Here is a 17,391-nt window from a genome sequence, read left to right as displayed (position 1 = left end):
GCCTTGTTTTCCGTGAAAACCGGAATCGGTTTTCTCCTATCTCACCCGGTAGCCAAAGGAAACGAAAATGACACTCATCGTATGGAATTCCAGATTTTATGCCACGCTGGCGTTAGCAGTCTGCGCCGCTGTTCTCCCATCGGCCACACATGCCCAGGTTGTTATTGCGCCCGATCCGCCAGTTATCGGCAGCAGTAACACTGTTACCGCCGATCCGCCCGTTTCTCATCCAAAAACCACGCCCTGCGCGGTAACTCTATTTACCAACCTGGAGTTTGCCGATTACAACACCAAGAACTATACCTACACTCCGCCCAAGGGCTGCGAGGGGCCGTGGGCAAAGGTTATCTTCAAAGCGGATTTCACCGTAACCGCAGGGCTGCAATTCGACAGGTCAGCCCAGTTTTATCTGGGTGGTGCGAATATCTTCTTTGGCACAACGCCAGAGCCACGCGCGGCACTTAGCCCCTCCTGGCATGTCGAGCGGGATGTTACCGATCTAAGTGCGCTGCTTCATAACTCGCAGGCTGGAACAGCTATCCTGGGTAACTTCATTGGCGAGTCGGGCGGCTCCGATTACACCGGCATCATTTATGGTGATGCCCAATTGGAGTTTTATCCTCCAGAACGTGGCGAAAGCGTTCCCGCTGTTCCAGACGTGGTAATTGGCCTTCCCGGCAACGGCGGCGCCGCTACGCTGAACACAACGGCAAGCCAGCTAACTCAGGCTGTAACTCTCCCCAGGAATGTGGAAAAGGCCTATCTGGATGTAATCGCGCAGAGCCAGTCAAACGATGAGTTCTGGTATCTATGCGTACCCGATGCCCTGGCCGCCGAGTTACAAAGCTGCGGCGGCACTGGCTTCCGTGAGACGGAGATCAGTATCGATGGAGTTCCCGCAGGCGTCGCGCCAGTCTATCCGTGGATCTTCACCGGTGGAATAGATCCTGCGCTGTGGGAGCCGATTCCCGGCGTGCAGACGCTCAATTTCAAACCATTCCGCGTTGACCTCACACCCTTTGCCGGAGTGCTTTCCAATGGCAAGCCGCATACTGTAGCGATCAGCGTTTTCAATGCGGATAGTTACTTCGCCGCGACTGCAACCCTGCTTGTTTATACCGATAGGGATTCAAGGCAGGTAACTGGAGAAGTTATCTCCAACACGCTGGCAGCCACGCCAACACCGACGATAACGAATAAGATACTCACCGATGCAAGCGGCAATATTACCGGCTATGTCACGGTCGCTTCCAAACGAAACTTTTCGATTGTCGGCAAGACTCTAACATCGCATGGAACGGTAATCACAACCGTGGCTGGAAATCTCAACTTCTCCAACAGCCAGAACTTTGTCATCAACGATTCAGCCTACAAACAAGACCTGACGCAATCCACAGAAGGATTGGTCACAACAACGACCGTGGCTGACGGAGCAAAGACCGTCGTAGCCAGCACGATCTATTATCCCTTCACCTTTAACTACGATGAAACCGTGAATGCCGACGGTACCCTCACCGTCCACAATGCCTCAAATCAACAGGACTGGTTCATCGGAGCAACTCCCTGGGATGACCACGGCCGTCACGCAACTCCCTTCCTGAACGCGACTATGAATGAAGTGATCTCACAGGATGATATGCACTATGACGCCAACGGCAATTTCACCGGCCGCTCGGCAAACAGCACGCAGAATTACGTTACCGGCAACTCCACGGGATACTGCTCCAGCCGTGCGCTTACCTCCAAAAATCTGGCCCTTACGAGCGATAAAACTGGCGCGGTGTGCTCGTACCTTTACAGCAAGTTCTAACCGTTTGACTCTTCTGCAAATGATCGCGATTCGTTTCGCGGTACTGGAAGCAATGCAACGCCGCCTGGAATTCTCAGGCGGCGTTATCTTTTCGCAGACGTGCCGCTGCAAGATCTGATATCTCCATCCGCGTTACAATCGTGTTATGAAAGTCATGGTTGGCGTATCGGGCGGCATCGCGGCGTACAAGGCCGCTGAACTGGTGCGTGAGTTGCAACGGCAGGCTCTGGATGTCCGCGTGGTCATGACCGATGCGGCGCAGAAGTTCGTGCAGCCGCTCACTTTTGCCGCGCTGACCGGGCATAAAGTCATCACCAGTCTCTGGCCCCAGTCGGCGGAAGCGGGCGGAAGCGGCGACGGCGGGTTTGAATCCAGCATCGAGCATATTGCCGAGGCCCAATGGGCGGATGCGCTTGTTGTCGCGCCTGCGACGGCACACACCCTGGCAAAGTTCGCACATGGCATGGCCGACGATTTTTTAACCACCATGTATCTCGCCACGGCGGCCCCGGTCCTGGTTGCCCCGGCGATGAATGTCAATATGTGGGAGCATCCTGCCACCCAGGCCAATCTGGAAATTCTGCGGCAGCGCGGCGTTCGTGTAATCGAGCCCGGGTCCGGCCATCTCGCCTGCGGAATGGTCGGTCCTGGCCGCATGGCCGAGCCGGAATTTATTGCCAACGCAGTCCTTGGCGCGCTGGGCCGCAGCCATGATCTCGCGGGCGAAACAGTCCTGATTACCGCTGGCGGCACACGCGAGGCACTGGATCCGGTGCGCTTCCTGGGCAATCGTTCGAGCGGCAAAATGGGTTATTCTCTCGCCGAAGCCGCGCAGAGCCGCGGAGCAAAGGTGATCCTGATCAGCGGTCCGTCGGCGCTGTATCCCCCGGCCCATTGCGAACTGGTGAAAGTCACCACCGCAGACGAGATGCGCGCTGCCGTGTTGAGCCGCATGCCGGAAGCCACGCTGGTCATCAAATCGGCAGCCGTAGCCGATTACCGCCCCAGCATCGTCGCCGACCAGAAGCTGAAGCGAACCGGCCCATTGACCATCGAGTTCCTGCCTACCGAGGATATCCTCGCCGAAGTAGTACGGCAGCGCAAGCCGGGGCAATTGATCGTCGGTTTTGCAGCCGAAACCGAAAACGGTGTCGAGAACGGTCGCGCCAAGTTGCTGCGCAAAGGCGTGGACGCGATTGTCATGAACGATGTTTCGCGCGAAGGCGTAGGCTTTGATTCGGATCTGAACGCAGCCACTTTCCTGACTGCAACCACGGCTATCGATCTGCCGGAGATGCCCAAACGCAAGCTGGCCGATCGTATCCTGGACGAAGTTGTCGGATTGCGCAGGCCGCAGTCATTGCTTGTGGAGCTGGCCTCCAACGAAACGGTGGATCGTGTGGAGTCGCAAGCCGCAGCACGCCGCCAGATTATGATCGAGTAGGCGATTCAATCGCACATCTCAGCAGGTTTTTGTGACGCTTCCTTTTCCAAATGATCCAGCCATGCGCGAAGCACTGAGCGAACGCCTGCGCTTTTATCGCGAACTGGGGATCGGCGAGTTTTATCGCCGTCCCGTGGACGAGGCTGCCTGGACACAAGCTGAGCCTGAGCCTCAGCTTGAAGAGGCCAGGGTCGCTGCACCGCCCGAACCCGTTCGCCGCGAGATTCCTGCCGCTGCCGCGCCGCCTGTGCGCAATGCTGCTATATTTTCAAGCCAGATCGAGGAGTCTCTCATCGCACCCCGCAAACCATTTCCCGCTCCCCCACCTCAAGCCGCAGCCCTGCCTCCGGAGCAGCATTTTGCCGCGTTGAAACTCATTCGCGAAGAGATCGGCGACTGCACTCGTTGCGACCTCTCCAAGGGCCGCAACAAGATCGTCTTCGGCGACGGTCATCCCGAAGCCAAACTGTTCTTCGTAGGCGAAGGCCCCGGTGCGGATGAAGACGCGCAAGGCCTGCCTTTCGTAGGCCGCGGCGGGCAACTGTTGAACAACATGATCAACGCCATGGGCCTCAAACGCGAAGATGTCTACATCGCCAACGTGGTGAAGTGCAGGCCGCCTGCCAATCGCACACCCGAGCCGGACGAGGCTCATACCTGCTCACCATTTCTCTTCAGACAGATTGATGTCGTGAGGCCGCAGGTAATCGTGGCTCTGGGGCAGACCGCTGTGACTTATCTCACCGGCGAAAAAAAGCCGCTTTCAGCATGGCGCGGCACGGTCCATCCTCTACGCGGTACAAAACTGATCGTGACCTATCATCCGGCATTTTTACTGCGCGATCCGAACCAGAAAAAACACGCCTGGGCCGATCTCCAGATCGCCATGCGGGAGCTGGGGCTCACCGCGCCTGCGCGCAAATAGACGAAACACGCAAATAGACAAAAATAGTCCAGCAACAAAAAGCCTGGGAACAAGCCCGAGTCGATCTCGGATTTGTTCCCAGGCTTTTCATTTTATAGATCGAATTCTCTTACTGATGCCGCCAGAGCGCTACTCCACCCAGCAAACCCTCTTCATTCGGCACAATGCGGACATTCTTTCCCAGCTCAAAATCAACATGTTTTGCATTACCGCCGCCGATGTGCAGATAGTCCCAGTTGAAGGTCGCAGCAGTCTGCGCAATCGCCTTCTGCAGCAGCTTGTTCCAACGCTTCTTGCCCTGCTTCTTGAACGCGCGTATTCCCAGGAATTCCTCGTAAGTCAGGCCCTTGCGCCAGGGATGGTGCGCCAGCTCCAGGCCGGGGCAGAGACGCCCATCCGTGAACAGCGAAGAACCCAGCCCCGTGCCGAGCGTCAGGCAAAGCTCTACACCCTTGCCGTAAATGGCTCCGTAGCCTTGCACGGACGCGTCATTCGCGACGATCACCGGCTTTTTCCAGCGCTTGTGCAGGGTAGCCTGCAATGGAAAATTAGCCCAATCCGGATGCAGGTTCACCGCGATAAGCGTGACGCCGTGTTTGACGACGCCCGGAAAGCCAACCGAGATGCGATCGAAGGCCGGTGTATCCGATGGAAACTGGTCGCGAAGTTCGTCGAGCGCAGCCAGAACGCGCGTTGGCGTAGGATCTTTCGGAGTCAGCATACGCAGCCGTTCGCTGAGCGGTTTGCCTGCGCCGCTGAGCGCCATCATCTTGAGACCGGTGCCGCCGATATCTACAGTGAGAGTTACGGGAGAGTGTTTGCTGGCGGACTTGACGGCCGGCGATTTGGTGACGCGAGCGGCAGGTTTGGAAACAGTCTTAGTCATTAGCCATGAATTGTAGATCAGTAGGTCGGCTCATGTGTATCCGGATCGGACATCGCTCTAATCCGAGATCTAATCCGATTCCGTAGTGATGCGCCAGAAGTCGATGCCACTCACCTTGACCATCTGTGCGCGCCCATCCGCGATATGAAAAAAAGCGAGCGTTTCGGGACTGTCCGGCTCATCTCCCATGCGAAAAAGCGCGTCGCCCATTTCGATCAACGGCGATTCGCCATCGACCCAGAGCTGTCCGCGACGCTCCACAATGCGGAAGCTGCCATACCACGGGCTGTCGTTCAGATATTTGCCGGGGAATGCACTGTAACGGGCTGGTGCCGACTTCACTTCCAGCGACGAAGCCGATCCGCGAACAAACCAGCGGTCTCCATGAGTCAATTCGAGAATCGCCGCAGGAGTTTCCGGCTTTGCCTCTGGTGTTGCGCCAGCGCCCGTTTCGGAGTTGGGCTGCTCCCGGTGAAAGACGAACGCGAAGGCCGAGTATTCAGGCAGAGTGGAGACAAATCGATCTTCGCCCAGCGCTTCAAGCGGAATATGGTGATCATCCAACTGGAGCGATATCGCATTCTCTGTCGCGACAACCCGGCAGGATTTGCCACTCGGCGAGTGATAGATCGCCTGGTACTCTTTGGGATTCTTGAGGTCGGCAGGGTTTTCGATCTCCGGCGTAGAGGGCAGCGTCTTCGATTCTGCCTGGGCGCGCATGAGCTGGATAGCATATTGCGTAACCGGATTAGGCCGATAGCCCTGCTGTGCGTTGATCGAGGCAAAAGCCGCAACACCTCCATCGAGATCGACATGCATCGCTGACATGAATGAAACCATGCCACCCGTGTGCCTCAGGATCGTATGGCCGTCGAGGATATCCACCGCGATGCCGTAACCGTAAGAGGCAGTCGGCCCAAACTCCTCCGCCTTGATATGCGGCTGCGAAAAGAGCGCGAAGCTCTCTTCCTTGAGAATGCGTTTATGCTCGCCCTGCCCGCGCTTGAGAAGCATCCGCATGTACTTGCGCATATCGTCCGGAGTGGAAGCAATGCTGCCCGCTGCCGAATCCGAATCGATCTTGGAGGCGGAAGCCAGTTGCCCGTTGCGCGGATAGGGCCTGTCCGACAACTGGGGGCTGTAGCTCTCCGCGGTCTGCTCACGAATGAGCGTGTTGAGCACCGGCGATGTCGCCGTCATGCCCAGCGGGTCAAGAATGCGTTGTTGCAGCGACTCGTGAAGCGGCCGCTTCTCGATCCTGGCAACCATGCGCCCCAGCGCGTCAAAGCAGAAGTTACTGTAGTGGAAGCGCTCGCCCGGTTTATACGCCTGGCGATAGCGGTCGGATGGGTTGGAAGGGAACAGCGACGCGCCGTCCGGCAGGCCGGAACTGTGCGTGAGCATATGATGCAGCGTCACTTCGCCAAACGGCGTTTCAATGGGAAACCACGGCAGATATTCGAGAATCGCATGATCGAGGTCCAGCTTTCCCTCTTCGCGAAGTTGTAGAACGAGGATAGCCAGAAACGATTTTGAAATAGAGCCGATCTGGAAGAGCAGATCCGGCGTAACAGCCTGCAATTTGTCGAGATTTGCATAGCCATAGCAGGACGTGGCGCCTGCGCCCGAAGCATCGACTGCGCCAAACGTAAGCCCGGGCGCATTCATGGATTTGAGATAGTCAGGGATAAATGCGTCGAGCGCCTGAGAGACGTGGCTTTTAGCTACCGTTATGTCTGCGCTGGCCCGATCTGTCAAAGCCGTCAGAGGCGCGGCGACCGCGGCAGTCATTCCAATAGTTTCACTTTTAGCAAGCCATGGACTGGAAGCGAAGATACCTGCAGCTCCTCCGGCCTGCTTCAGGAAACGTCGTCGATTGAGCGCGGGCAGATTCATGGCATCCTCTTCAAAATCTTCAATTTGATGTGCTTTGTGTGATTCGTGGTGGGTCAAGGGTGGCATGACGATCTGCAGTTTGGCAAGGATTACCACAGGCCCACCGGCGGCCGGTCAGCGGCAGCCTCTAAACTTGAGATTGGCCCCTATGTCTCTGTACTGCGAAGTAGCATTGCCTATCCCGCTCGATCGCACCTTCACCTACTCCGTCAGCGTGGGATTGGAGCCAACTCGCGGCGCGCGCGTTATCGTACCCTTTCGTAACGAGAAGATCATCGGAGTCGTTACTGGCCTGCACTCCACCGCACCAGTAGATTTTGAAGCCAAGCCAATTGAATCTGTGCTGGATGATGAGCCGCTGCTTTCCGAGCACTTGCTGGAACTGGCCACGTGGATAGCGCAGTACTATCTGGCTCCGCTGGGTGAGGTGCTACGCACCATGCTGCCCCTCATGGCCGAGGTCAAGCGCACCATCTACTACCGCATCGCCGATGCCGGACGCGATGCCCTGGCCTCCGCACATGACGGCGGTCCGGATAGCAGGCGCAAGAGCAAACTCTCCGCCGAGGATCAGGACACCGAATACAAGGTTCTCACCCGTCTTGCGGATGGCGAACTGGTGAAAGTAACTGCCTTGCGTACGGCGACTGGGGTCAACCTGGTTCTGCTGGCAGGCATGGTCCGCAAAAAGTGGATTACTCGCGAGACCACCACCGTAGAACACGATGCGCGGCGCGTAGAGCGCGTTGCAGTGCTCGTGCCAGAGGCTCGCCTGCCTGCCCTCACTCCGAAGCAGCAGGCAGTCCTCGCAGAGCTTGCCGCGTGTGGCGGAGAGTTGCCGTTGACCGAGTTGCAGCGCGGCGAAACATCGAACAGCAGTCTGCAAACGCTGGTCAAGCGCGGCCTCGTTCGAATCGAGGAACGCGCAGCCAGCTTCAGCCTCCGTGGCATTGGCCACGTCAATCCGCATCACGCATTGAACGAGCCCCAGATGGAGGCGCTGGCCTCAATCACCGCCGCGATGGGCAGCTTTCAACCGTTTCTGCTGCATGGCGTAACCGGCTCCGGCAAAACAGCCGTGTATCTGGCCGCGATGCAGCGCGCCCTGGATCGTGGACTCGCTGCCATTCTCCTGGTGCCGGAGATCGGCCTTACCCCTGCGGCCGCCGCGCAACTCGATGCAACCTTCGGCACCAAAGTGGCGTTGCTGCACTCCGCCCTGACACCGCCTGAACGCGCGGAGCAGTGGCATCGCATTCGCCGAGGCGACGCGCCGATTGTCGTCGGCACACGCTCTGCAATCTTCGCGCCCGTACCGAATCTAGGCCTGATCCTGGTCGACGAAGAGCATGACCAGAGCTATAAGCAGGAAGAAACTCCACGCTACAACGCACGCGATGTTGCGGTCATGCGCGCCAAGTTTGCCGGCGCTCCCGTGGTGCTTGGTTCTGCAACGCCATCGCTTGAGAGCTGGCAAAACTCCGAGGCCGGTAAATACAAACGCATCGTCATGGCCCAGCGCGTCAATAATCGACCTTTGCCCGGTGTCGAACTCGTAGATATGCGGCAGGAGTTCCAACAAACCGGCCACGAACATCTCTTCTCAAGGCTGCTCGTTGAAGAGACACAGGCAGCACTCGATCGTGGTGAGCAGGCAATGATTCTCCTGAATCGGCGCGGGTATTCGTTCGTAGTGATGTGCCGCAGCTGCGGAGAAAAACTCGAATGCCAGAACTGCGCAATCTCGCTCACCCATCACAAACCGGTCGAGTCGGAAGAGGGAATGGCCAGCTCTGGCCAACGCCTCGAATGCCACTATTGCGGCTACCGGCGCACCGTTCCAAAGCGGTGCCCCAAGTGCGACAGCGAACATCTGTACTATCTCGGCGCAGGCTCGCAGCAAGGCGAAGAACGCCTGCAGGAGATCTTTCCGTCAGCCCGCATAGGCCGCATGGATCGCGATACCGTACGCGGCCGCTATGACATGGAGCGTCTGCTGGCGCGACTCCATTCCGGTGAGATCAATCTACTGGTCGGCACGCAGATGATTGCCAAAGGTCACGATGTACATGGAGTAACGCTGGTAGGCGTCGTGGGCTGCGATCACGCGCTATCCATGCCCGATTTTCGTGCTGCCGAACGAGTCTTTCAACTGATGACGCAGGTATCGGGGCGCGCAGGCCGCGGCGTACTCAAAGGCAAAGTTGTCGTGCAGACATACCATCCCGATCACTACGCGATCCTCGCCGCATCAACGCACGACTACACAACTTTCGTTGCCCGCGAACTCAAGTACCGGCGATGGATGCACTATCCGCCGTTTGGAGTGCTGGCAAATCTGCTCATCCAATCCAAGCGCATGGAAGAGGCCGCTGGATGGGCTGCAATTCTTGGTAAGTGGTTTGAAAAAAACGCTCATGAAGGCGTGCGCGTTCTAGGCCCCTGCACCGCGCCAATCGCGCGTATTAAAGAGACATACCGTTTTCATCTGATACTAAAAGCAGCTTCGCGCAAGGCTCTGAATGCAGCCTTGCGCGGAGCGCTTGTGCACGCCGAAGAGAGTGGCATCCCCCGGCGTAACCTGGTTGTGGATGTCGATGCCCTGCGGTTGATGTAGGCAGGCCGCCTGTTACCAGGACTTCTCACCACGAGAAGATGCGTGCGCCTTCCTTCCTCGAACGGCTTGCATGACTCGTATAGGACTTCTCATGAGCTCCGATGCTTACACTGGATTCCGGCAACCTCGATTCCGGATTGATTGTTCCAAGATCGCTCGATGGATCGGATGAGGCCCTGGAAGTGCTGACCGGAGCCGTCGTGGTTAACTGCTCTATCTCGATAGGTTCATACTCATCCATGATCGCGACAGCTTCTTGCACCTGCTTCGCGGATCCAGTGGCATATACCAGCACATTGCCACGATTGACTCCCGCAAGATAGGCATCGCTTTCATATTCGTTTACGCCAAATGCTCGCAAGTTACCGGCGAATGTCGTTCCGAAATCACTCGCGGAGGCATCAACAGAACCACTTGCATTGCCGGGCGCAGCGATAACTCGAATGTCCTGAGCTGGAAAGCCATTCGCGCGAAGTGCGCCAACGACCGCATCTGCTGTACTTGCGTGCCCATAAAGTCCTACCGCTGTTTCTGCCATATCTTCCTCCTGGCATTATGTTGTTCCTTCTGTACGAAGCGTGCAGTCTTGAATTGATCACCACTGTTTTTCGACTCAATAAGCTGTTCTGAATTGAACTCGCCCGCTCCGATAACTGCTCTATACGCTCGTTGTTGTATGCCGCTACGGCTTTCGGGGGATGTTAGCTGCGGTTCCTGGTTTCTATGCTTAGTCGATGAGTCAATGGAAGCAGGGGATTGATCTTACCCGCTCTCGTAGTTAGCTTCCGAAACTCTGGGTATATGTCCAGGAGGCAAGTGAAACGATGAGCAACTCGACGACCGATGCCCGCACGGCCAGGATTCAATCCAGGTTAGAAGCCAAAACGGCGAGGCAAAAAATGGACTGGACCAAATTGGAACAGCACCTGCAAGAAGTTGGGGCACTCCACACCGGTGTCTATCGACTTCTGCGTGACTTGGCTCCGGCGATGGTTCTCACCGGATATTGGTTTTTCATGCACCCCGGCCTGATGTTTGTCGGACCGGCTTGGTGGTACATTCCGCGTGTAAGCCTGCTTGAGGTAGGCATGATCTGCGGAATCACATTCATCTCTCGCGCTGTTACCGGTCGCGGACGTCAATCGCACGAAGAACTGATCCACAAAGAGATTTCGGCAAACCTGCTCGCAGCATTCCTCTGCAGCATGGTTATCTATCCATGCCTGTTGGCGAAGATGGATTGGCAAGACGCACTGCGCGTCGATGCCGGCTTTTTTTTCGCATGCGGACTGTTGAGTCTCACCTTCCTGGCAATCGCCTCGTTCATCGGATGGGTCTCGATCGACACGATCATTCCCAAGCGCGAAGTCCTGATTGTCGGCTCTGGCACCGGGGCGCAGGCCACCTTTGATGAGATGGTCGATTCGCCCGTCTACCAGGTCGTTGGAGTGCTCGACGATAACTTCGTCGGCACCGGAGCAATGCGTAAGCACTACGTCGGCGGATTGGATTTGCTGGACACTCTGCTCAAGGAAAATCCGGTATCGGTAGTCTTCTGTTCACTGCCTGTCAAGTCCATGTATGAACCCATTCAGCAGGTCATTTCCGTCTGCGAACAATTCGGTGTCGAGGTACGTCACTCATCGAATGTCTTTCAAACGAAGATAGCGCGCCTCGATCGCAACGCTGGCGCGAACTACTCGATTCTACGCATGGTTCGCGACGATTGGACGCGCTACGCAAAGCGCGCAATCGACATCGTAGCCGCAGGTCTTCTGCTGCTGTTGACGTCCCCTATATTGCTCGCCGCAGGCATCGCCATCAAGATGACCAGCAAAGGGCCGATCCTCTTTTCGCAGGATCGCTACGGCCTCTATCGCCGCCGCTTCCGCATCTTCAAGCTGCGCAGCATGGTGATCAATGCCGAAGTATTGCAGACGCAGTTGGAAGGGCAGAACGAACTCGGCGGCCCTGTCTTCAAGATCAAAGAAGATCCGCGAATCACCAAGGTTGGCGCGTTCCTGCGCAAGACCTCGATCGACGAACTACCTCAGCTCTGGAATGTATTGACCGGCGAAATGTCCCTGGTCGGACCAAGGCCTCTGGCAGTTCGCGACGTGCTCAAGATTGAGGATTCCGCGCAACTGCGTCGCTTCAGTGTCATCCCGGGTATCACCTGCATCTGGCAGATGAGCGGCCGCAACAATACCGACTTTGCAAACTGGATTCGCCAGGACCTGGAGTACATCGACAAGTGGTCGCTAATGCTTGATCTGAAGATCCTCATCGGAACAGTGCCCGCAGTGCTTTGGGGCAAAGGCGCAATGTAGCTTAGTTGGATCAGACTGCATCAGCTTGGGGAGATTGCCGCCGCGATCTCCTCAAGTATCAGCTCCGCAGCCCTCGCCGGGTCAGGCGCCTGCGTGATCGGCCTGCCAACAACAAGATAGCTTGCGCCCTGCTGCATAGCCTGGGCAGGTGTAGCAATGCGCTGCTGGTCTCCTTGGTTCGCACCCGTAGGCCGAATTCCGGGGATCACCAACACCCCCTCTGGACCGGTAATATCGCGCAGCGTTGCAACCTCCTGCGGCGAACAGACAAATCCACGAATTCCGGCTTCCATCCCCATCTTGGCCAGCAAAGTAACCTGCTCCCCCGGCGACCTAGGCAGCCCAATAGCCGTCACCTGCTGCTGATTCATGCTGGTAAGCACCGTTACAGCCAGCAGTTGTGGCGGATGAGCCATCGTAACAACGGCTTCATGAGCAGCCGAAAGCATCGACGGGCCACCCGCAGCATGGATAGTCAACATGCTCGCGCCAAGCGAAGCAGTCGACCGCACTGCTGCAGCTACAGTATTTGGGATGTCATGCAGCTTCAGATCCAGAAAGATCGAGTGGCCGCGGCTGACAAGCTGCTGCACAATCGACGGGCCAACCGCAACGTAAAGCTCTAATCCGACTTTGAACCACTGGCACTGGCCCTCTAGGCGATCGACTATCGCCAGCGCAGCATCCGCCGTTGGTGCGTCAAGCGCAACAATGAGTCGCTGCCGGGCTAGCTGGCGCGGAGTTGGATGTTGAAGATCAGAGCTATCCAAATCGGAGTTATCCAAATCAGAGTTGTTCAGGGAATGAGAGAAGGCCATGGCCTTATCTTAGCGGGACGCAGCCATCTTTTGAGGCCGGCCCAAATCGGGCCAGTTCAACTGGGCAGCCTCGGGCCCGTCGATTTTCTCAAGGCGAACGTGCGTGTTGCCCCTCTTGTTGAAGCCGAGTGACCGGGCGGCTGCCCAGGAAAGATCAACCATCACTCCGGTCGGTACGGGGCCACGGTCGTTGACGCGAACCATGATCGAGCGGCGGTTGGTCAGATTGGTTACCTTCAACAGCGTGCCGATAGGCAGTGTACGATGCGCACATGTGAGCATGTTCAGATCAAAGGGTTCGCCGCTCGCAGTGCGATGCCCCTGAAAGCGCCGGCCGTACCACGAAGCTTTGCCAACTTGAATCCAGTGGCTGGGCTTGTGTGCGTGAGGGTCGGTTTGCTCGTGCGAACCTGCAGCGGCTGACGCCGTCACGCCTGCCACAGTTACCAGTAGCGCAAGTGCGGCTGCGGTAAAAGAACGGTAATGATTTCGTGCCTTGCATGGTGTCTTAGTTTGCATATCGCTATTAGGTAATGGTACCGGGGATGAAGGTTCAAGTCAAAGATTTGAGGCAATTTATGACCAATTTTGAACAGGTTTTATGCCGGTAATTTATTGCCAAAACATAAGTACAATAGTTACTAAGTTAGTAGTAGTAATTCTATAAACAATGTTTCTCCGGGGCTAAGTCCTTTGATCCCAGCCGCTTTGACTATTAACCAATTCTTCACTATCGGATACTGAAGGAACCGATAGCTGTGCCGCTGGCCAAATGGAGAGGCTCCCGGAAAATTGAAAAATCTTCCCGGGAATCCATCCAAAATCAGCCGCGGATCTTCTCGACCGGCGACAGGTTAGCGGCTTTCCCGTTTTGGGACATCTGCGCATCTTCGTGGGTCGGAAGAAAGCGTTTCAGGTAGCGCATCGGATCTTCGCAGATAGCCATCTGGCGCAGATGATACTTCCACACATCCGCTTTGATCGTTCGCCGTGTAAACGGCTTGCGATTGATCGTAACCACTTCGCCCTTGCCGTTCATCCGGGAATAGGTGGCGGCAGGCACAACAAAGTTCATCTGCGCCCCTTTTTTCCAAAAAGAACGGGCAAAGTCGTGAGAGAAAATCAGGGCGTAAAAGCGGCCTTCCCCAGTAAGGAGCGCAACGGCCTGCTCCGCGCCCGGCCATTCCGGATGGATATTAGCCTGAAACCAGCGCCGGAATTCGAAGCCATTGGCATGAGCCTGGCTGATAAGAATAAGCAGAGTCTCTGAACGAGTCATTCGATCTATTCCAACTTTTTTAGTCACAAGGTTTTCCTGGTCTGTCTGTATGGCTAAAAAAAACGATTGTGGTTCTTGATAAAACCACCTCTGCTATCTATTAACGTCAAAGCTAGGCCTCTTTCCTTTTGGTAGTCAAGGAAAGTTAAACGATTTTGTTATTCAATTCTACAAAGTCTCGATAAAGCATCGAACCCGCCGAGAGTTAGGATAGTTATGTAACAAGAAATAAGGATTTCATCTTTTTCAGGTCTCAGAGAGAATCGCAGGAGGAAGCTTGCGGGCAGGAATTTGGCAATCGATTGCGCTGGTGGCATTGGCCGTGGCCGCACTTGGAACAGTTCACGCGCAGGACATCCATACCAATCCTCTGCATCGGGATCCCACGGTGCGCGAGGCATTCCAGCACTTTTATGTATTGGATTATCCCGCCGCAATCACTCTACTCGAAAAAGTTCAGAAGGCGCATCCCGGCGATCCCGAGGCTACAGCCTTGCTCCTGGAGGCTCGCGTTTTCGCCGAGCTGTACCGCCAGGATCTGCTGGATACCACCTTTTATGCCAACGACGGCTTCCTCACCGGCAAACACCCCACGCCGGAAGATCCGCAGGTGCGCGACCAGATCTTCGCGCTCAGCGATCAGGCAGTGCGCGAGGCCGACGCCCGTCTGAACGCGAACTCCAAAGATGTCGATGCCCTCTATGCGCGCGGCTGGGCAAAAAGCCTGCGCTCCTCCTATATGGCCATGGTGCAGCGCAGTTTCAACGCGTCATTTCACCTGGCTTTGCAGGCGCACAGCGATGAGGCCAGGGTGCTGCAGCTCGATCCGAACTATATCGACGCCAAGCTCGTCGTCGGCACCTATCAGTACGTCATCGGCGCGCTGCCGTGGGGATTCAAACTGATCTTCGGCTTTGCAGGCATTACCGGCTCCAAGACTAAAGGCATGGAGATGCTGCACGACGCCTTCGCCCGCGCGCCCATGACCTCAGTAGAGGCCGGAACAGTGATAGCTCTCTTCCAGCGCCGCGAAGGAAAATACCAGGAAGCCATCGCCGTCGTGCGTCGCCTGGAAAACGAATATCCCCGCGACTTCCTCTTCCGCCTCGAAGAAGCAAATCTGCGCAAAGATGCAGGCGAGGGCATGGCCGCAGTGAACGCCTATCAGGCCATCCTGAACGACGCCGCGAAGCCCGGCTATTTCCCCTCGGCACATCTTGAACTGGCTTACTTTGGAATGGGCGAAGCACTCCGCGGGCAGCGTCATTTCGATCAGGCAGCCAAAGCCTATGAACAGGCCGCGTGGACTCCCAATTCCGGAGCGGAGTTGAAGCGCCGCTCCCTCGTTGCCGCGGGCAAAAGCCGCGACCTGATCGGAGATCGCGCCCAGGCCATCAAGGACTACGAGGCAGCCATCGCCAACGGATCGGATACCACGCAGGGTGAGATAGCGCACCGCTTTCTCAAGTCTCCCTATCACGAGTAGAGCGGATGCCACGCCGCATGAGCTGCCGTCGCTGGCTGCTGTTACGGAACCTTCTTGTTGTTACGCACGTATGAAATAGTGCTGGCGTTTTGCCAGGTCGGAGAGTCAAGATGTCCGTATTCTGTAGCCAATGTGGAAATGTTTTACCGCCCTCGGCGCGTTTCTGTTCTAACTGCGGCACCGTTGTGTCAGGAATGCCGTATTCCGGATTTCCGCAGTATCCGCCGCGCCTGGTGCGTCCTTATCATGGCCGCCAGTTTGCCGGTGTCTGCGCAGGTTTTGCGCGAGCCTATGGATGGGATGTAGGCACCGTACGAATTATCGCCGTGCTCACAGGAATCTTCATCTGCCCCGTCGCCGAAATCGTCTATCTGGCCTGCTGGATTGGAATTCCCGAAGAGCCATTGGGAGAGTTGCCGCCAACGCCCTAAAGCCGAAGATGGCAGAAGTCCGGGCACGAGGCGTGGGTAAATCGGCATGACGCAGCCTTTTCTATTCGGCCACGCAAATCTGCTACGCTCAAGAGCAGATCGTACATCCGATTTATTTCAGGCAAACCCTCATCCCAATGCCCAATTCTTCGTCCGACTTTAGCTCTCGCCCATTCGAGTATCCCTCTGCCGACGCGTCTTTGAGCTGCGGCCAGCATTCTCTGACCAAGCTCGCGAAGCAGTACGGCACGCCGCTCTATGTCTACAGCGCAGACCAGATACTGGCGCGGTTCATGCTCTTTCAGCAGGCGTTGGCTGATCGCTCTCACCTCATATGTTATGCGGTTAAGGCTAACTCTGCGCTGGCTATTCTCAAGCTGCTTGCGGATCATGGCGCAGGCTTTGACATCGTCTCCGGCGGAGAGTTGCAACGCGTGTTGATCGCAGCTCCCGAGGCTGCTGGGCGCATCGTTTTTTCCGGAGTGGGCAAGACCGCAGAAGAGATCGACCAGGCGCTTGACGCAGACATCTACGCCTTCAACGTCGAGAGCGAAGCGGAGTTGAAACTACTGGCCAGCCGCGCCGCAAAACGCAAGCGCAAAGCTCGTTTTGCCCTGCGCGTAAATCCCGATGTCTTCGCCGAGACGCACCCCTATATCTCGACAGGATTGCGCGAACACAAGTTCGGCATCGACATTCGCCAGGCCCGCCGCATCTACAACGAAGCAGCAGGAAACAAGTGGCTCACCGCACATGGAGTAAGCGTGCACATCGGTTCGCAGATTCGCTCGGCAGATCCATTCGGAGCAGCCATGAAGCGCGTAGCCAAGCTGGTTCGCGAACTCGAAATCGATGGCATCGCAATCAAATCCGTTGACGCGGGGGGTGGCCTGGGCATCGATTATCACGCCACGCTGTCGGGTCCGGATAACTTCAACCCCAGGGCTAAAGTAGAGGAATACGCTGCCGCGCTTGAGACATCGCTTGCCGGGTTGAACGTCCAGCTACTTCTCGAACCAGGGCGTTTCCTCGTCGCGCAGGCCGGAGCATTGCTCGCGCGCGTACTCTACGTAAAACGCAACGGCAAGAAGACATTCGTCGTAACCGACGCCGCGATGAACGATCTCATTCGGCCCGCGCTCTATCAGGCTTTTCATGAAATCGTGCCCGTCCTGCCACGCGCTGGCCGCTCTGCTGCCGTGGATATCGTAGGGCCGGTCTGCGAGACAGGGGACTTCTTCGCGCGCGATCGCAAGCTCAAACCGGTAGAACCCGGCGATCTCGTAGCCGTGCTTGATGCCGGTGCGTATGGCATGGCGCAGAGCTCGAATTACAACACTCGCCCGCGGCCAGCCGAAGTGCTGTTGCGCGGAAAGAAAGCAACTCTCATCCGGCGGCGCGAAACGATTGCCGACCTTCTGGGGCCGGAGCTGCCACTTTCAAATCACAGCAAGTAGATTACTCAATCG

General features: G+C 56.7%; 14 protein-coding genes. 8 read left to right on the top strand and 6 right to left on the bottom strand.

The annotated features are described in order from the left end of the window. Nucleotides 1-67: 67 nt before the first annotated feature. The 3 genes from OHL19_RS18560 to OHL19_RS18550 all read left to right on the top strand — a co-directional run bounded on the left by OHL19_RS18560 (nucleotide 68) and on the right by OHL19_RS18550 (nucleotide 4,179). The gene (locus tag OHL19_RS18560; protein WP_263359322.1) at nucleotides 68-1,810 is read left to right on the top strand and encodes a peptide-N4-asparagine amidase; all 1,743 of its coding nucleotides are present in this window, start codon (nucleotides 68-70) and stop codon (nucleotides 1,808-1,810) included. 145 nt (nucleotides 1,811-1,955) lie between these two features. Further along, nucleotides 1,956-3,254, top strand: a complete 1,299-nt coding sequence (gene coaBC / locus OHL19_RS18555; protein WP_263359321.1) for a bifunctional phosphopantothenoylcysteine decarboxylase/phosphopantothenate--cysteine ligase CoaBC — start codon at nucleotides 1,956-1,958, stop codon at nucleotides 3,252-3,254. A gap of 31 nt (nucleotides 3,255-3,285) precedes the next feature. Continuing rightward, entirely contained in the window at nucleotides 3,286-4,179 is an 894-nt protein-coding gene (locus OHL19_RS18550; RefSeq protein WP_263359320.1) for a uracil-DNA glycosylase, read from the top strand. A 109-nt stretch (nucleotides 4,180-4,288) separates the two neighbouring features. Here OHL19_RS18550 and OHL19_RS18545 read toward each other — a convergent pair whose 3' ends face one another. Both OHL19_RS18545 and OHL19_RS18540 read right to left on the bottom strand, forming a co-directional pair. Beyond that, a complete protein-coding gene (locus OHL19_RS18545) occupies nucleotides 4,289-5,065 on the bottom strand; it encodes an ROK family protein (protein ID WP_263359319.1) in 777 nt (258 codons plus the stop codon). Between the two features lie 69 nt (nucleotides 5,066-5,134). Beyond that, on the bottom strand, nucleotides 5,135-6,961 hold the full coding sequence (locus OHL19_RS18540) for a serine hydrolase domain-containing protein (RefSeq protein WP_263359318.1): 1,827 nt from the start codon (nucleotides 6,959-6,961) through the stop codon (nucleotides 5,135-5,137). 148 nt (nucleotides 6,962-7,109) lie between these two features. Between OHL19_RS18540 and priA the strand changes: the two genes are divergently transcribed. Continuing rightward, nucleotides 7,110-9,578 carry a replication restart helicase PriA gene (gene priA / locus OHL19_RS18535; protein ID WP_263359317.1) on the top strand — a complete coding sequence of 823 codons (2,469 nt, stop codon included), beginning with the start codon at nucleotides 7,110-7,112 and terminating at the stop codon, nucleotides 9,576-9,578. Between the two features lie 25 nt (nucleotides 9,579-9,603). Here priA and OHL19_RS18530 read toward each other — a convergent pair whose 3' ends face one another. Next, nucleotides 9,604-10,116: a hypothetical protein gene (locus tag OHL19_RS18530; RefSeq protein ID WP_263359316.1), complete on the bottom strand. Its 513-nt coding sequence runs from the start codon at nucleotides 10,114-10,116 to the stop codon at nucleotides 9,604-9,606. A gap of 286 nt (nucleotides 10,117-10,402) precedes the next feature. On the opposite strand from OHL19_RS18530, the gene OHL19_RS18525 reads away from it, so the two are divergent. Continuing rightward, entirely contained in the window at nucleotides 10,403-11,908 is a 1,506-nt protein-coding gene (locus tag OHL19_RS18525; RefSeq protein WP_263359315.1) for an exopolysaccharide biosynthesis polyprenyl glycosylphosphotransferase, read from the top strand. A gap of 20 nt (nucleotides 11,909-11,928) precedes the next feature. Here the strand turns inward: OHL19_RS18525 and pyrF are convergent, their stop codons facing one another. The 3 genes from pyrF to OHL19_RS18510 all read right to left on the bottom strand — a co-directional run bounded on the left by pyrF (nucleotide 11,929) and on the right by OHL19_RS18510 (nucleotide 14,005). After that, nucleotides 11,929-12,726, bottom strand: a complete 798-nt coding sequence (gene pyrF / locus OHL19_RS18520; protein WP_263359314.1) for an orotidine-5'-phosphate decarboxylase — start codon at nucleotides 12,724-12,726, stop codon at nucleotides 11,929-11,931. A gap of 9 nt (nucleotides 12,727-12,735) precedes the next feature. Beyond that, nucleotides 12,736-13,245: a septal ring lytic transglycosylase RlpA family protein gene (locus tag OHL19_RS18515; protein WP_263359313.1), complete on the bottom strand. Its 510-nt coding sequence runs from the start codon at nucleotides 13,243-13,245 to the stop codon at nucleotides 12,736-12,738. A gap of 304 nt (nucleotides 13,246-13,549) precedes the next feature. Continuing rightward, the gene (locus OHL19_RS18510) at nucleotides 13,550-14,005 is read right to left on the bottom strand and encodes a hypothetical protein (RefSeq protein WP_263359312.1); all 456 of its coding nucleotides are present in this window, start codon (nucleotides 14,003-14,005) and stop codon (nucleotides 13,550-13,552) included. A 277-nt stretch (nucleotides 14,006-14,282) separates the two neighbouring features. On the opposite strand from OHL19_RS18510, the gene OHL19_RS18505 reads away from it, so the two are divergent. The 3 genes from OHL19_RS18505 (at nucleotide 14,283) to lysA (ending at nucleotide 17,379) form a co-directional block, all read left to right on the top strand. Further along, nucleotides 14,283-15,491 carry a tetratricopeptide repeat protein gene (locus OHL19_RS18505; protein WP_263359311.1) on the top strand — a complete coding sequence of 403 codons (1,209 nt, stop codon included), beginning with the start codon at nucleotides 14,283-14,285 and terminating at the stop codon, nucleotides 15,489-15,491. A 110-nt stretch (nucleotides 15,492-15,601) separates the two neighbouring features. Continuing rightward, nucleotides 15,602-15,922: a PspC domain-containing protein gene (locus OHL19_RS18500; protein WP_263359310.1), complete on the top strand. Its 321-nt coding sequence runs from the start codon at nucleotides 15,602-15,604 to the stop codon at nucleotides 15,920-15,922. A gap of 137 nt (nucleotides 15,923-16,059) precedes the next feature. After that, nucleotides 16,060-17,379, top strand: coding sequence for a diaminopimelate decarboxylase (lysA, locus tag OHL19_RS18495; RefSeq protein WP_263359309.1), 1,320 nt, complete (start codon nucleotides 16,060-16,062; stop codon nucleotides 17,377-17,379). The last annotated feature ends 12 nt before the right edge of the window (nucleotides 17,380-17,391 follow it).

This window comes from Acidicapsa ligni, assembly GCF_025685655.1.
GTDB classification, from domain to species: Bacteria; Acidobacteriota; Terriglobia; order Terriglobales; family Acidobacteriaceae; genus Acidicapsa; species Acidicapsa ligni.
The sequence above is the reverse complement of the archived record's forward strand: the minus strand, read 5'-3'. Positions and strand labels throughout refer to the sequence as shown.

Excerpts from the sequence above, each read along its gene's own strand:
- OHL19_RS18560 (WP_263359322.1), top strand. The coding sequence starts at position 68 with ATGACACTCATCGTATGGAATTCCAGATTTTATGCCACGCTGGCGTTA.
- coaBC (WP_263359321.1), top strand. The coding sequence starts at position 1,956 with ATGAAAGTCATGGTTGGCGTATCGGGCGGCATCGCGGCGTACAAGGCC.
- OHL19_RS18545 (WP_263359319.1), bottom strand. The coding sequence starts at position 5,065 with ATGACTAAGACTGTTTCCAAACCTGCCGCTCGCGTCACCAAATCGCCG.
- OHL19_RS18540 (WP_263359318.1), bottom strand. The coding sequence starts at position 6,961 with ATGAATCTGCCCGCGCTCAATCGACGACGTTTCCTGAAGCAGGCCGGA.
- priA (WP_263359317.1), top strand. The coding sequence starts at position 7,110 with ATGTCTCTGTACTGCGAAGTAGCATTGCCTATCCCGCTCGATCGCACC.
- OHL19_RS18530 (WP_263359316.1), bottom strand. The coding sequence starts at position 10,116 with ATGGCAGAAACAGCGGTAGGACTTTATGGGCACGCAAGTACAGCAGAT.
- OHL19_RS18525 (WP_263359315.1), top strand. The coding sequence starts at position 10,403 with ATGAGCAACTCGACGACCGATGCCCGCACGGCCAGGATTCAATCCAGG.
- pyrF (WP_263359314.1), bottom strand. The coding sequence starts at position 12,726 with ATGGCCTTCTCTCATTCCCTGAACAACTCTGATTTGGATAACTCCGAT.
- OHL19_RS18515 (WP_263359313.1), bottom strand. The coding sequence starts at position 13,245 with ATGCAAACTAAGACACCATGCAAGGCACGAAATCATTACCGTTCTTTT.
- OHL19_RS18510 (WP_263359312.1), bottom strand. The coding sequence starts at position 14,005 with ATGACTCGTTCAGAGACTCTGCTTATTCTTATCAGCCAGGCTCATGCC.
- OHL19_RS18500 (WP_263359310.1), top strand. The coding sequence starts at position 15,602 with ATGTCCGTATTCTGTAGCCAATGTGGAAATGTTTTACCGCCCTCGGCG.
- lysA (WP_263359309.1), top strand. The coding sequence starts at position 16,060 with ATGCCCAATTCTTCGTCCGACTTTAGCTCTCGCCCATTCGAGTATCCC.